The sequence below is a fragment of the Ferdinandcohnia sp. FSL W7-1320 genome, assembly GCF_038050315.1.
GTDB classification, from domain to species: domain Bacteria; phylum Bacillota; class Bacilli; order Bacillales; family Bacillaceae_L; genus Ferdinandcohnia; species Ferdinandcohnia aciditolerans.
In genome coordinates this window covers 621,684-635,468 of sequence record NZ_JBBPAM010000001.1, presented here as the reverse complement: position 1 = coordinate 635,468, position 13,785 = coordinate 621,684, and the positions used below count along the sequence as shown (strand labels likewise).

At 38.0% G+C, this 13,785-nt stretch carries 16 protein-coding genes; 7 read left to right on the top strand and 9 right to left on the bottom strand.

Annotation, left to right across the window (positions count from 1 at the left end):
• Positions 1 to 25 precede the first annotated feature (25 nt).
• Positions 26 to 1,090 (bottom strand): calcium/proton exchanger, encoded by a 1,065-nt coding sequence (gene cax / locus NST91_RS03130; protein WP_341329971.1) that lies wholly within the window; start codon positions 1,088 to 1,090, stop codon positions 26 to 28.
• A 105-nt stretch (positions 1,091 to 1,195) separates the two neighbouring features.
• Positions 1,196 to 1,582 (bottom strand): OsmC family protein, encoded by a 387-nt coding sequence (locus tag NST91_RS03125; protein WP_121448740.1) that lies wholly within the window; start codon positions 1,580 to 1,582, stop codon positions 1,196 to 1,198.
• A gap of 148 nt (positions 1,583 to 1,730) precedes the next feature.
• Between NST91_RS03125 and NST91_RS03120 the strand changes: the two genes are divergently transcribed.
• From NST91_RS03120 to NST91_RS03110, 3 genes are all read left to right on the top strand, one after another.
• Positions 1,731 to 2,894 carry an MFS transporter gene (locus tag NST91_RS03120; RefSeq protein WP_341329970.1) on the top strand — a complete coding sequence of 388 codons (1,164 nt, stop codon included), beginning with the start codon at positions 1,731 to 1,733 and terminating at the stop codon, positions 2,892 to 2,894.
• Between the two features lie 231 nt (positions 2,895 to 3,125).
• Positions 3,126 to 3,272 (top strand): BH0509 family protein, encoded by a 147-nt coding sequence (locus NST91_RS03115; RefSeq protein WP_121448742.1) that lies wholly within the window; start codon positions 3,126 to 3,128, stop codon positions 3,270 to 3,272.
• Between the two features lie 298 nt (positions 3,273 to 3,570).
• Positions 3,571 to 5,505 (top strand): heavy metal translocating P-type ATPase, encoded by a 1,935-nt coding sequence (locus NST91_RS03110; protein WP_341329969.1) that lies wholly within the window; start codon positions 3,571 to 3,573, stop codon positions 5,503 to 5,505.
• A gap of 216 nt (positions 5,506 to 5,721) precedes the next feature.
• On the opposite strand, the gene NST91_RS03105 is transcribed toward NST91_RS03110, so the two are convergent.
• From NST91_RS03105 to NST91_RS03095, 3 genes are read right to left on the bottom strand one after another with little or no spacing between them, the layout of a single operon-like run.
• On the bottom strand, positions 5,722 to 6,561 hold the full coding sequence (locus NST91_RS03105; protein WP_121448744.1) for a YhjD/YihY/BrkB family envelope integrity protein: 840 nt from the start codon (positions 6,559 to 6,561) through the stop codon (positions 5,722 to 5,724).
• Positions 6,562 to 6,565: 4 nt separating this feature from the next.
• Entirely contained in the window at positions 6,566 to 6,919 is a 354-nt protein-coding gene (locus tag NST91_RS03100) for a YtxH domain-containing protein (RefSeq protein WP_341329968.1), read from the bottom strand.
• Between the two features lie 5 nt (positions 6,920 to 6,924).
• Positions 6,925 to 7,404 carry an arsenate reductase/protein-tyrosine-phosphatase family protein gene (locus NST91_RS03095; RefSeq protein ID WP_121448746.1) on the bottom strand — a complete coding sequence of 160 codons (480 nt, stop codon included), beginning with the start codon at positions 7,402 to 7,404 and terminating at the stop codon, positions 6,925 to 6,927.
• Between the two features lie 106 nt (positions 7,405 to 7,510).
• On the opposite strand from NST91_RS03095, the gene NST91_RS03090 reads away from it, so the two are divergent.
• From NST91_RS03090 to NST91_RS03080, 3 genes are all read left to right on the top strand, one after another.
• On the top strand, positions 7,511 to 7,738 hold the full coding sequence (locus NST91_RS03090) for a DUF1128 domain-containing protein (RefSeq protein WP_099355475.1): 228 nt from the start codon (positions 7,511 to 7,513) through the stop codon (positions 7,736 to 7,738).
• Between the two features lie 72 nt (positions 7,739 to 7,810).
• Positions 7,811 to 8,350: a GNAT family N-acetyltransferase gene (locus NST91_RS03085; protein ID WP_341329967.1), complete on the top strand. Its 540-nt coding sequence runs from the start codon at positions 7,811 to 7,813 to the stop codon at positions 8,348 to 8,350.
• A 152-nt stretch (positions 8,351 to 8,502) separates the two neighbouring features.
• The gene (locus NST91_RS03080) at positions 8,503 to 8,643 is read left to right on the top strand and encodes a hypothetical protein (protein WP_165918260.1); all 141 of its coding nucleotides are present in this window, start codon (positions 8,503 to 8,505) and stop codon (positions 8,641 to 8,643) included.
• A 42-nt stretch (positions 8,644 to 8,685) separates the two neighbouring features.
• Here NST91_RS03080 and treC read toward each other — a convergent pair whose 3' ends face one another.
• From treC to NST91_RS03065, 3 genes are all read right to left on the bottom strand, one after another.
• A complete protein-coding gene (treC, locus tag NST91_RS03075; protein WP_341329966.1) occupies positions 8,686 to 10,371 on the bottom strand; it encodes an alpha,alpha-phosphotrehalase in 1,686 nt (561 codons plus the stop codon).
• 268 nt (positions 10,372 to 10,639) lie between these two features.
• Positions 10,640 to 11,023, bottom strand: a complete 384-nt coding sequence (locus NST91_RS03070) for a DUF488 domain-containing protein (protein WP_341329965.1) — start codon at positions 11,021 to 11,023, stop codon at positions 10,640 to 10,642.
• Between the two features lie 59 nt (positions 11,024 to 11,082).
• Positions 11,083 to 11,454, bottom strand: coding sequence for a DnaJ family domain-containing protein (locus NST91_RS03065; RefSeq protein WP_121448760.1), 372 nt, complete (start codon positions 11,452 to 11,454; stop codon positions 11,083 to 11,085).
• Positions 11,455 to 11,728: 274 nt separating this feature from the next.
• Between NST91_RS03065 and mreBH the strand changes: the two genes are divergently transcribed.
• Complete coding sequence (gene mreBH, locus NST91_RS03060; protein ID WP_121448761.1) at positions 11,729 to 12,736, top strand: rod-share determining protein MreBH; 1,008 nt, start codon at positions 11,729 to 11,731, stop codon at positions 12,734 to 12,736.
• Positions 12,737 to 12,852: 116 nt separating this feature from the next.
• Here mreBH and NST91_RS03055 read toward each other — a convergent pair whose 3' ends face one another.
• Entirely contained in the window at positions 12,853 to 13,581 is a 729-nt protein-coding gene (locus NST91_RS03055) for a TerC family protein (RefSeq protein WP_341329964.1), read from the bottom strand.
• Positions 13,582 to 13,785: the final 204 nt, after the last annotated feature.

The window sequence follows — 13,785 nt, the reverse complement described above, 5'->3', positions numbered from 1 at the left end:
GGTTCTACACAGAGTCGTTTTTTTCTTATAATAAATAAAATCCAATTCCCATGATGGCGTATGCAGCTAATAGAGTGCCACCTTCGAACCAGTTCGTTTCACCATCATTTGTTAGTGCAATAGTTAAGAATACCGCTGTTATCATAGAAATAAGTTCTGGCATAGAGAAAACAAGCGACATTTGTGTGTCTAGGAATAAAGAAATCAATACCAGTAACGGCGCAACAAACATCGCTACCTGTAACGTTGAACCAATTGCTATCTCAATGGCAACATTCATTTTATTTTTATAAGCCATCATAACGGCTGATGCATGCTCAGCAGCATTTCCGACAATTGCCACAATAATAATTCCGATAAATATTTCACTCCAACCGAACGCTTCCGCCACGACATCAAAGGTATGAACGAGGTTTTCAGACACATACCCTACCGCAATCGTTGACAGCGCCAAGATAATTAATGCCTTCCATTTCCCCCACTCAGGTTCTTCATGCTCTTCATTTTCTTTTTCTACCTGTTCGGAATCTTCCTGATAAATGCCTCGATGTGAAACAAGCTTAAAGAAAAGACCAGCTAAGTATAACATGATTAAAATGATTGAAATTCCAACGCTTAGTGTAAATGTATCACTATCATTCATGTCCATTGAAAAAACTTCTGGAATAACAAAAGCAAGTATGACAGAAAAAATTAATAGACCTGAATTGTGTCGCGCATCATGTACACTAAATTTCTGCCTTTTAAACTTAATACCTCCCACTAAAAAGGAAAGACCGCCTACTAGTAATAGGTTACCAAGCACTGAACCAGTTAGTGATGCAAGCACAACTGTGACAAGCCCCGCTTTTAAAGCAAAGATAGAAATAATAAGTTCAACGGCATTTCCAAAAGTTGCGTTTAACAAACCACCAATTCTTGGACCAGCAATAATGGCAAGGCTTTCCGTCGCTCTTCCCATAAATCCAGCCAAAGCGATAATGGTTAAACAGTACACAATAAACATGATAACAGCTGGCCAATGCAGCAGGCCTCCAATGATAGATAAAGGTACACCGATAATCACCATAATCAAGAAGATTCGATTCATAGGAACACTACCCTTCTTTTAACTTAGCGAAACGAAAATGTAAAAAACTACGCCCATAATTAGCGTAGTTTTTATCTTTAAAAATTATGTTCTATTTAAGTATTTTTATGCATCCACAATCTCAAATGTTTCAATAATGTCGATGCTTCCCTCTACGGATTGGGCGATCGGACAATTTCGATGAGCAACTTCAATCGAACGCTGGATTTTTTGTTCGGCTAAATCTTTTCCTTTTATCACATAGTGAATGTAAACTTTCTCGACCCGGTTCGCATGAGCCTCATTGCGCTCCACTTCAGTTTTAATGGTGATATCCTCTACCTGCATTCTCTTTTTTTCAAGGACCTTGCGAAGTGTTCCCCCACTACAAACTGCGATAGACGAAACGAGAAGCTGATATGGTCGAAACCCATATGTTTCGTCTCCTGCAACTTGTAACTTACCAAATTCAACATCTGTGTAAAAGCCGACTTCTTGCATCTTAAAAATCATGAAAAATGCCCCCTGTCTTTGTCTGATATCTTAAGTTTACTCAAATTCTCCAAAGAATGAAAAGAAAAGAGAATCATTCTTTTCCATTTCCAACCCCTGATTAATTTTGTATCATTAGATTGTGAAATGAAACTGGGGGAAATACAACATGAGATTACGGTTTTGGATATTAGTTAGTATTGTTGCAGTTTCTGGGTTTAGCCAGGGTATGCTGCTTCCTTTAATTGCGGTTATTTTTGAGAATAAGGGAATGTCATCTACCTTAAATGGATTAAACGCAACTGCATTATATATAGGTATATTACTTGTTTCGCCATTTATGGAATATCCGTTAAGGAAATATGGCTACAAACCTGTCATTCTATTTGGAGGATTGCTCGTTGTCGTGTCACTTGCCATGTTCCCATTATGGAAATCATTTTGGTTCTGGTTTGTACTAAGACTCTTTATCGGAATTGGGGATCACTCCTTGCATTTTGGAACACAAACATGGATTACATCATTTTCTCCTGAAAATAAGCGTGGAAGAAACATTTCCTTATACGGATTATTCTTTGGGCTTGGCTTTGCAACTGGTCCGTTAATGACACCTTTGGTTAATATTAATGAAACCCTGCCATTTATTCTATCTTCTGTCCTTTGTTTAATTGGTTGGTTCTTTTTATTTCTACTAAATAATGAGTTTCCGGAACAGGATTTAGGGGTGAATTCATTTAGAGAGACATTCAATCGTTTTTCAAAAGCCTGGAAGTATGCATGGGTTGCCTTTCTACCGCCATTGGCTTATGGCTTTCTTGAGTCCTCTCTTAACGGAAGCTTCCCGGTTTATGGATTACGTATTGATTTAAATGTGGGATTTGTTTCAATTCTACTAACTTCATTTGCGCTCGGTAGTATCATTACCCAGCTTCCATTGGGAATTCTAAGTGATAAGTTTGGCCGAAGGAATATTTTAATTATTGTACTGTTTTTAGGATTTTTAAGTTTTACCATTGCAAGCTTCCTTGAGCACTCTCATGTCGGACTTTGGCTCTGCATTACGTTTGCAGGAATGGCAGTTGGATCAACGTTCTCACTTGGAATCTCTTATATGACAGACTTAATGCCAAAGAATTTGTTGCCGACCGGAAACCTTCTATGTGGCGTTTTCTTTAGCATCGGAAGCCTTGTTGGACCGTTTGTTGGTGGACTGTTTATCCAATTCTTTGAAAGTATCAGCTTTTTCAATGTCATAGGTACGATTCTGTTTTTAATATTTATTATTCTCTCTGTCTTTGGTACGAGGACGGCAACCAAAACTGTTGAAAATTGACTTCCTTATATAGGGAGTCTTTTTTATTATCTAGCTCCAAGTGCCATTGGATCGAGGTCATTGGCCAATCGTAAGGCACCTTGAGCTATTATTGTTTTTCTATGATTTTCTGCCTATTTTTCAGAATCTTATTGACGCTTTTTGAGAATCTGTTATATAATACATTATAAATTAATATACTGTTCTAACACAGGTGTATTGAACGAAAATTAATTTAAGGGGATGATTGTAATGAGTAGGCAAGAGCGCAAAAACATGATGGAGTTTATTGAGAAAGTTAGGGGAATTACTAAAACGGAGCTTATGTATATGACCGATGCAGATATTGAGCATATCTATAACACCACCTATTTTCACTATGAGGAAATCGCAGAATAATAAAGTAGAACAACTCGTCATTCGTTGGCGAGTTGTTTTTTTATGAACATGTAAGCTTATTTAAAATTATTATAAAAAACACTTTTAAAAATTGGGTATTATGTTATAATTAATAATAATTATAAAGTAAAAATCAATTAAATTAGTAACTGCTATCGAAAAGATTGCAGTTTTCTTGTTTAAATGGCCAATTGATTGTGATTCCCTTTCTCAATTAGCATTGTCAAGTTGATTTTTATTCTCAATTAGATATGTATAATTGATTGTTTTTCTCAATTAGAAAATGGAGGCGAACGAAATGAGTACAGAAGTAAAGACTGCGCCAAGACGACAGCAAGTATATAAAACAGATAATGAATCTTTTCCGCTCCTTGAAAAAGTAAAGCAGCACGGTGAATTAATAGCAGCGCTAACGAGTGGTGTTTTAATTGCGATTGCCTGGACATTAGGGCATTTCGAACACAACACCACCTCCATTGTTATGTATCTTCTCGCGTTTGTAATAGGTGGTTATGCAAAAGCAAAGGAAGGTATCACTGATACGATTGCGGAAAAAGAATTAAATGTAGAAATGTTAATGATTTTTGCAGCCATAGGCTCTGCAATCATCGGATACTGGAATGAGGGTGCGATTTTAATCTTTATTTTCGCATTAAGTGGTGCTCTTGAAACCTATACAATGAATAAAAGTCATAAGGAAATCTCTTCACTTATGGGCCTTCAGCCTGAAGAAGCGACACTTGTTGTAAATGGCCTTGAGAGAATCGTACATGTTTCTTCTCTACAAATTGGCGATGCGATTTTAGTCAAACCAGGTGAGCGCATTCCAGCTGACGGTAAGCTTTTAAAAGGCGACACAAACGTGGACCAGGCGGCCATTACAGGTGAGTCAATTCCTGTACGCAAATCCCTTGGTGACGATGTATTTGCGGGGACAGTTAATCTTCGTGGGTCCATCACTGTTGAAGTGACAAAGCCGAATGAAGATTCATTGTTCCAAAAAATTATTAAGCTGGTCCAATCCGCTCAAAGTGAAAAGTCCCCTTCCCAGCAATTTATTGAAAAATTTGAAGGTACGTACGTCAAATTTGTTTTAATTGCGGTAGGTTTAATGATGTTTCTTCCACACTTTGTATTAGGTTGGACATGGAACGAGACCTTCTACCGAGCAATGATTTTATTAGTAGTTGCATCCCCATGCGCTCTGGTTGCCTCCATTATGCCAGCAACATTATCGGCGATTTCTAATGGAGCAAGACGCGGGATCCTGTTTAAAGGTGGGGTTCACCTTGAGCAGTTAGGTAATCTAAAAGCTATTGCATTTGATAAAACAGGGACTCTGACAAAAGGAAAACCTGTCGTAACCGATGTAATTGTATCTGATTCAATTGATCATAACGAATTTTTACAAATTGTATCTTCAATTGAAAATCAATCTACACATCCATTAGCACAATCGATTGTGAATCATGCTAAGACAAATGGTCAGAAGCTTATCTCGATAGATGGCATTGAGGATATGCCTGGATATGGAGTTAAAGCAATTGTCGGTGAGACACAGTGGTTAATTGGTAAAGCTGATCTTGTTGGAAAAGAAGCTGTAGCTACTTTTAAAAATGGTATCGCGAAACAACTGGCTTCTGAAGGTAAAACGATTGTTTATGTAAAATCAGGTGAAGATATTGCTGGTATTCTCGCACTTAAAGACGTTGTCCGCGATGATACAGTTTCAGCTATTTCTGACATAAAAGACCTTGGGATTTATACCGTTATGCTTACTGGAGACGGCGAAAAAACAGCTGAAGCCATTGCGGCTGAAAGTCATGTTGACCAACATATTGCAGAATGTTTGCCAGAAACAAAGGTGAACCACATTAAAGGCCTTATTTCTAATTATGAGACTGTTGCGATGGTTGGAGATGGAATCAATGATGCACCTGCTTTGGCAACTGCGAATGTTGGAATTGCAATGGGTCAAGGAACGGATGTTGCGCTTGAAACTGCTGATGTCGTGCTGATGAAAAATGATCTTCCGCGAATTGCTGAAGCCGTAAAGCTTTCAAAACGCATGAACCGTATTATCAAACAAAATATTATTTTTTCTATCAGTGTGATTATGCTGTTAATCCTGTCAAACTTCTTTCAAATCATTGACCTCCCATTTGGCGTCATTGGCCATGAAGGAAGCACCATTCTCGTTATTTTAAACGGACTACGCTTATTGAAGTCATAAAATAAGGACTTGACCCCATCGGTCAAGTCCTCTTTTTTAGTGATAGCCGTTGCTGCCGTTTGCAGAACTGCTAGTTTTTTGTTTTGGGCTATTTTTCTTTCCCTTTTGCTTTGTTCCACCGTCTTTTTTAGACATAATAAAGGCCTCCCTTGTACTGTACTTACACCTCTATTATCTCTCGCTACCTCACATTCCATGAAGGTAACTTACGGAAAATTAACGGCCATCCCTAATTCGATGGCAATTCAAAATGGCATTGATTTCTCCTCCGATGATGATGATCATTGCTGATAGATAGAACCAAATCATCAGTACAATGATGGCACCTAGACTGCCATAGGTCGTGGAATAATGGCCAAAGCTGTTCACATAATAGGAAAACGCCAGGGAAACGAACATCCAACCGAAAGTCGCAAAAAAGGAGCCTGATATTATTTCTTTGATTTTTAATGGACGGTTTGGCGCCACCCAGTACAAAAACGTAAATACAAGAAACAGGATAGCTGCACTCACAATCCAACGAATTCCATTCCACACATCTAGAAATTCATCAGACAAGCCAAAAGACGAAAACATAAAAATCCCAATTTGTTTTCCGAAGACGGGTAATAATAAAGCGACTATAATAACAAATATCATCCCAAATGTGAGAAGTATTGAAATCCCACGAGTGATAAAGAAGTTCCGGGTTTCTTTTACATCATATGCTTTATTGAACGACCTAACGACCGCGTTGATTCCATTGGATGATGACCACAAGGTACCAATGATCCCTATTGATAATAGCCCGCCTTTATTTGAATTAACTATAACGTTTAAGTTTTCTTCAATCATATCAACTGTGCCTTCAGGTGCATATTGTCTGACAAACGCCAACACATCTATTTGGGATATTGGCAGGTATCCAATAAGTGTCACGAGAAAGATTAAAAATGGGAATAAAGAAAGCAAGAAAAAATAGGCTAATTCTGCAGACATACTCCCTACTTCATCTTCCTTATATCGCAAAATTAATTCCTTAATAAACCGCAAATCTAAGGTTCGAACTTCGGTCATTTCTTCACCTCTCTATATTATCGTCCCTCATACCTTCCGTTTTATTAGCAATTACATCCTTTGTTTCTTTTACAACTTCGACAATTTCTGGTGTTGTTTCAACGATTTCATTTACTTTTGAGGTTACGATACGAACATCCTCTGCAACCTGCTCCACTGTTGTACGAACGGAATTGAACTGTTCCTTAACAAGATCTGTATATCGTTGTGGATTTTTCATCACTTCAACTGCCTTTTTACTCACTCTTTTACTAGTATGTAAAAATTGCTCTCTTGTTTCCTTATCAAGTAAAGAAATTGCTGCACCAATGGCAGCACCTATGACCATGCCTTCCACCATTTTATTACGTTTCGCCATTCGTATTACTCCTTTCCAACTAGGTTTTCCTTTTTGATGACCTCTAACAATCGTTTACAACCGTTGGTCACAAGCTCGTACACCTCATCAAAATTCCCAGTGTAGTACGGGTCAGGTACATCTGCAACCTTACTATCATCAACAAAATCAAGTAGCCGTTGAATCCGACCTGTTTTTTCGCCAGTTATCATTTTTTGAAGGTTTCCTAAGTTATCTGAGTCCATTGCAATAATATAATCAAATTGACCGAGATCCTCCGGCATCACTTGACGTGCCTTAATCCCTTCAAATGAGATATTATATTTTGTTAAAATGGTTTGAGTGCCTTTATGTGGCGGATGTCCAATATGCCAGTCCCCAGTACCCGCTGAATCTACTTGGATTCGATCCGCGAGCCCTTCTTTTTGTACTAAATCACGAAAAATAGCCTCTGCCATAGGTGATCTACAGATATTCCCTAAGCATACGAATAATACCTTTATCATTTTTGTCCATTCTCCTTCATGTCATATTTTTCCGTACCTCGCCATATTAAATAATAGCAGAAACGTGTTACAATAAGAATACACTGAAAATTGAAAGGATGAAAACATGGATCTCTCACAAAAGTCGGTCGAAAACGTAGAGTTTATGATAGAAAAAATCAAAGAAAAACTTAAAGTTCTTAACCTTGGTGCCATTAAGCCTTCCCATTTCGATGAAGAAATGTACGAAGAATTAAAAGACATTTACGACCTTACCATGAAAAAGAACTCATTTAGCCCTAACGAAATGCAGGCACTTGTTGAAGAACTCGGAAGTTTGCGCAAAAACAAATAATACATAGAACCATATATGACTATCTGGACATTTTTGTTTGGATAGTTTTTTTGAGGGAAAATGAGGGATAAAATGTTAATAAAATCATTGAAATACCGTGATATTGAAACGGAAAGGTTATACCTAAAAGTGCTCACATTGGAGCATACCGAAGAGGTTTTTCAGCTATTTTCCGATGAGGACATTACACGTTATATGGATATCGAACCATGCAAAAGTCTTACTGAAGCGGAAGAAATTATTACTTATCATTTAGAAGATACCGGTTGCCGTTGGGGAATATTCACAAAAGAAAAAGAGGAGTTTATTGGTACCTGTGGTTTCCACTATATTAGAAATCATAATGAATTTATTGGTGAGGTTGGATTTGATCTATCCAAAGGGCATTGGGGAAATGGGTTCATGTCTGAAGCTATGAAATTATTATTGGAATATGGATTTAATGCAATGTCCCTTGAAACCATAGACGCAACCGTAGACCCACGTAATGAAAAATCAATTGCCCTAATAAATCGCCTAGGTTTTAAAAGAGACGCCGTCCTAAGAGAAAACCTAATTTATTTTTACCTTACAAAAGGAGATTGGACCCAAAACCAAAATAACCCTTATTAAAATCCGCTTATGGCGGTTTTTTTATTGTGGCGCTACATAATTTATAAGATTATGTCAATAACTTTTCCCCCTTGCATATATCTATAAAAAGGGCATTGTAACTTTGGGACAATGGACCTGTCCCTGTGTCCCATCTAAAGGGGGGAATACATTTGCTAGGACTTTGGCTAACGCTCATTGGCATGTCTGTGTTGTATTTTATCTCCGCTGGATTCTGGTTTTACTTTGTCGCCACTTCGATGGATAACGATGATTCAAAAAGAATCGACCCTCTACCGAATGAAAAAGAATAACGTTTATGAAAATGAGCCACACCCTAAGGTATGGCTCATTGTTTATTTTATCAAATGGTAGACAACGGATTCGTATGGACGTAATTTGATTCCTTTTGAAATATCTATTTGCGAATTCTCATAGTTGGAAACGAGTAAGTCACTTGTATACTCACTTACATTTAATCCTGCAGGAATTTCAAATGTTGTTTCTCTTCCATAGAAATTGTTTACAACTAGAAGCTTCTCATTCTCACCATTACGAACATACGCAAAGATTTCAGGATGGTCCTCATGCAATAATTCATAATCTCCATACGTAATAATGTCATAATCCTTACGGAGCCTTATCAATTTTTGATAATGATAGAAGACTGAGTTTTTATCCTCTAACGCATTTTGCGCATTGATTGTTTTGTAATTTGAAGCAACATTAATCCATGGCGTTCCGCTTGTGAATCCAGCATGTTCACTTGCATCCCACTGCACAGGTGTCCGAGAATTATCACGAGATTTATGTTTAAGAATCTCGATAATTTCGTCGTTGCTCATTCCTTGTTCTTTTTTAATATTGTAGATATTGATGGACTCAACATCACGATACTCAGAGATGTCATTGAACTTCGGATTGGTCATTCCAAACTCTTCACCTTGGTAAATATAAGGCGTACCTTGCATTATATGAATGGTAGTTGCAAGCATTTTTGCGGATTCCGTTAAATACTCACCATCGTTCCCATATCTTGAAACAATCCGTGGTTGGTCATGGTTGCACCAGAACAGTGCATTCCAACCTCCACCCTTATGCATTTCAACCTGCCACGTTGAAAGGATTCTCTTTAAGGCTTGGAAATCAAAGTCGGCAACTGTCCACTTATCACCGTTCGGATAATCCACCTTTAAATGATGAAAATTAAAGGTCATGCTCAATTCTTCACGGTCAGGATTTGAATATTTAATACAATCTTCAATGGTTGTTGAGGACATTTCCCCAACAGTCATACTATCGTATTTCGAAAAAACATTCTGATTCATTTCGTGCATGAACTCATGGACGCGCGGCCCATCTGTATAAAACTTCCGGCCGTCACCTGGAGGGACAGATCCGTCATCATCCGGGAAACTCTGGTCTTTTGAGATAAGATTGATTACATCTAGACGGAAACCATCTACCCCTTTTTCAAACCAAAAAGTCATCATGTCATATACTTTTTGACGAACCTCTTCATTTTCCCAATTAAGATCCGCTTGGGTTACGTCAAAAAGGTGGAGATAGTACTGACCTGTTGTTTCATCATACTTCCAGGCATTCCCCCCGAACTTTGATTCCCAATTCGTTGGCTCACGACCATCTTTAGGGTCTTTCCAAATATAATAGTCGCGATACGGGTTGTCCTTTGACTGTCTGGACTGCTTGAACCATTCGTTTTCAGTCGAGGTATGATTCACAACGATGTCCATGATGATTTTAATACCGCGTGAATGAGCTTCCTCTAGCAAGCGGTCAAAATCCTCCATCGTACCGTATTCTTCTTGAATCGCAAAATAATCGCTAATATCGTACCCGTTATCCCGCTGTGGAGATTTGTAAATCGGCGTTAGCCAAACGACGTCCACACCAAGGTTTTTCAGGTAATCAAGCTTTTCAATGATCCCTTGTAGGTCACCGACACCGTTTCCAGTTGTATCTTTAAAACTCTTTGGATAAATTTGATAAACCACAGACTTCTTCCACCAAGGCTGCTTCAATTGCTACACCACCATATAAGTAATTCATGTTTGTAGTATTTCATAAAGGAAACAAACTTATTTGTAGTTGTAGTTTAACTTGTATATACAAGTTAGTCAAATAATTGCTATTATTGATTTGGTGGAAGGTAGCAACCTGATATGGTGGATTTAATTACTGATACAGGTGCTATTTCAAAATAGTGCCACTATCGCAGAAATACTACCGCTATTTCAAAAATACTGCCACTAACTCTGAATTACTGCTGCTATTTCAAAAATACTGCCACTAACCCTTTTGGGCCTCGTCCATTGCATGTACCAATACTTCCTTTAGCACGACCGCTTGGTTATGTACTTCATCCTTTGCACCATACAAAAGAGTAACTTTTTCTTCCTTCGCCATCTCAAGCAACTGATTTAGCGCCATTTCTTTCTCCTCAGTCTGTTGCAGTTCTTTTATGTAATGTTCCTTAAATTCTTCAAATCTTTCGGGTTTGTGGTTGAATTCTTTGCGAAGCTCGGTGCTAGGAGCGATTTCTTTCATCCACAAATCGAGTTGTGCTTTGTCCTTTGAAATGCCCCGTGGCCAAATACGGTCAACTAGGATCCGTTTTCCGTCTTCTTTACTAGCTGGTTCATAAATACGTTTTAACACTACATTTTCACTCATAACTCTCTTTCCCTCCTATAAAAAAAGGTCAAAACGCAATGTTTTGACCCCTTAAACCATTATTTAAATTTATTATGCAATTTCATTTGGTAGTCTTTAAAAACGGCTGAATGCGAAGTCTTTCTATTTTTTAGAATTTGGTTTAAGCGAAATTGTTTTTCATTTAGCTTTTTCTGGTAGATTTGTCGCTGAACTTCATCCTCACAGTTATCAATGAGGTTCTCAATTGTAAGGAGTTCTTTTTTAATTTCGGTTTCTTCATTAATGAACCCTGAGTTTTTCATGACTCGATAAGCCATTCGAAGGTCCTCAGGAATTGCAGAATCATCATCAAGCTTGAGAGGTTTCCCATATCCAGGTAAGTTATCAAACTCCCCTTCTTTATAGGCCTTACGAATTTTATCCTCTGACACTATACTTGAAAAATCCATTGTTTTCGCCCTCCTTTTTGGAGTGTTACATCTAATACTATTTTACGTGTTTTTTGAACATTTTGCCATTCTCCTCATATATTTCTCCTATATTTCAATTTTTACAATCTGACAACAACCCCCAAAAATCGACATTTTTTTGTGAATCATTATAGAGTGAGTGGGTTGAAATGACTACTTTTATAAATACAATGTGGACTTAAAGTGTTTCGGAAAACCATTTTTAGTCTATTAGAAATATAACCCCAAACTTTATAAAGGATGGAGATAAACAATGTTTTCAAACGTGGAAATCGGAATTGATTTAGGAACTGCAAATATTCTTGTATATACGAAAAATAAAGGAATCATCGTTAATGAGCCATCAGTAGTGGCGGTTGACACCGAAAGTAACAGAGTCATTGCCGTTGGGGCAGAAGCGAAAAGGATGATTGGTAAGACACCTGAAAAAATCGTAGCCATTCGCCCTTTGCGTAAGGGTGTAATTGCTGACTTCAATATGACTGCGGACATGCTTCGTCATGTCATGAAAAAAGTGAGTCAAAAGACAGGTTACTCGCTACGTAAACCGAATGTTGTCGTTTGTACACCTTCTGGGTCTACATCTGTCGAGCGACGTGCGATCCAAGACGCAGTTAGACAATGTGGTGCCAAACAAGTTTATTTAATTGAAGAACCAGTTGCAGCAGCCGTTGGGTCGGATTTACCAGTTGATGAACCGGTCGCAAACGTAATCGTAGATATCGGTGGAGGCAATACAGAGGTCGCCATTATTTCATTTGGTGGTGTTGTTACGTGCAACTCTGTTAGAATTGGCGGAGACCAGTTTGATGAAGATATTATCCAATACGTACGAAAAAGATACAATGTCCTTATCGGAGAGCATACTGCTGAGCAGGTTAAATTCGAAATCGGCTATGCACTTGTTGAACACGAAGCAAAAACAATGGATATTCGTGGACGTGACCTTGTCACTGGCCTTCCTAAAACCATTACATTGCGTTCAACCGAAATTCAAGAAACACTAAAAGAATCACTACTTCATATTTTAGAAGCAATCCGCGCAACCCTAGAGGATTGCCCACCAGAATTAAGTGGTGATATCGTGGATCGTGGGGTTATTTTAACAGGGGGCGGCGCGTTATTAAATGGCATGCAGGATTGGCTCAGCCAAGAAATTGTTGTCCCGGTACACCTTGCACCAAATCCACTCGAATCAGTTGCAATCGGAACAGGTCGCTCGTTAAGCATCATCACAAAGCTTCATAAAATTGCAAAATAATTAATCTTGCCCCATAAAAGACATTATGGGGTTTTTTCAATTAGCCTCTGGTATTGTCATATGTAAAAGAAAAAGGCCGAATCTCTAAACGATTCGGCCTTTACTACTACTTTTTATTATGCTGTTTTTGAAGCTGCTTTTTGAATCTCTTTTTTGGCAGCAATCTTTTTGTTTTTCAAGTATCCTAGTCCTAATACTAGAACGGTTAATACTGCTGCGATTAAGTATGAAACTGGACCATGTTCGATGTGAAGGAAGTTAGTAAATCCCTTGTCCTTCATCACCATTTCACCTGCTGTCCATGCAAGAATACCTGCACCGACGTATGAAATCCAAGCATATTTGTCCATTGCTTTTACGATGAACTTAGAACCAAAGATCATAATAGGAATACTAATGAAAACACCTAGTGCAATCATACCAATGTGACCGTTGGCAGCACCCGCAACTGCAACTACATTATCAAGACTCATTACAGCATCTGCCATGATAATCGTACCAATGGCTGCCATAATGCCATTTGTAGACTTCACATGTGCTTCTCCTTCTTCTTCAACTAAAACCTTATAGGCAATGAAAAGGAGTAATATTCCACCAATCACATTCACATAAGGAATTTTTAGCAAGTAAACAATGATGGCCGCAAATAAAATACGTAGAATAACCGCTCCTGCCGTTCCCCAAAAGATAGCTTTGTTTTGTTGGTCTTTTGGAAGGTTTCTGGTAGCCATTGCAATTACTACAGCATTGTCTCCAGATAATATAATATCAATAGCGATAATTTTTAATAGAGCAATTGTCGCTCCAGAAGAGATAGCTAGTCCAAGAATCGTCAGCATATCCATAGGGTAATTCCCCCTCAATATAATATGGTAAAATAGCAAAATTATAAATTACATATTCTAGCATACTCCTATTTTTTGTCACATTCAATATATCAGGGACAAAATCTTTCTTGCAAAACCACCAGAATTATCCACAACAATGATGCTTATACTACATATGAAAATCTATTGACATAACACCTTTTGGTTTCATATAATCATAAT

Excerpts from the sequence above, each read along its gene's own strand:
- cax (WP_341329971.1), bottom strand. The coding sequence starts at position 1,090 with ATGAATCGAATCTTCTTGATTATGGTGATTATCGGTGTACCTTTATCT.
- NST91_RS03125 (WP_121448740.1), bottom strand. The coding sequence starts at position 1,582 with ATGATTTTTAAGATGCAAGAAGTCGGCTTTTACACAGATGTTGAATTT.
- NST91_RS03120 (WP_341329970.1), top strand. The coding sequence starts at position 1,731 with ATGAGATTACGGTTTTGGATATTAGTTAGTATTGTTGCAGTTTCTGGG.
- NST91_RS03115 (WP_121448742.1), top strand. The coding sequence starts at position 3,126 with ATGAGTAGGCAAGAGCGCAAAAACATGATGGAGTTTATTGAGAAAGTT.
- NST91_RS03110 (WP_341329969.1), top strand. The coding sequence starts at position 3,571 with ATGAGTACAGAAGTAAAGACTGCGCCAAGACGACAGCAAGTATATAAA.
- NST91_RS03105 (WP_121448744.1), bottom strand. The coding sequence starts at position 6,561 with ATGACCGAAGTTCGAACCTTAGATTTGCGGTTTATTAAGGAATTAATT.
- NST91_RS03100 (WP_341329968.1), bottom strand. The coding sequence starts at position 6,919 with ATGGCGAAACGTAATAAAATGGTGGAAGGCATGGTCATAGGTGCTGCC.
- NST91_RS03095 (WP_121448746.1), bottom strand. The coding sequence starts at position 7,404 with ATGATAAAGGTATTATTCGTATGCTTAGGGAATATCTGTAGATCACCT.
- NST91_RS03090 (WP_099355475.1), top strand. The coding sequence starts at position 7,511 with ATGGATCTCTCACAAAAGTCGGTCGAAAACGTAGAGTTTATGATAGAA.
- NST91_RS03085 (WP_341329967.1), top strand. The coding sequence starts at position 7,811 with ATGTTAATAAAATCATTGAAATACCGTGATATTGAAACGGAAAGGTTA.
- NST91_RS03070 (WP_341329965.1), bottom strand. The coding sequence starts at position 11,023 with ATGAGTGAAAATGTAGTGTTAAAACGTATTTATGAACCAGCTAGTAAA.
- NST91_RS03065 (WP_121448760.1), bottom strand. The coding sequence starts at position 11,454 with ATGGATTTTTCAAGTATAGTGTCAGAGGATAAAATTCGTAAGGCCTAT.
- mreBH (WP_121448761.1), top strand. The coding sequence starts at position 11,729 with ATGTTTTCAAACGTGGAAATCGGAATTGATTTAGGAACTGCAAATATT.
- NST91_RS03055 (WP_341329964.1), bottom strand. The coding sequence starts at position 13,581 with ATGGATATGCTGACGATTCTTGGACTAGCTATCTCTTCTGGAGCGACA.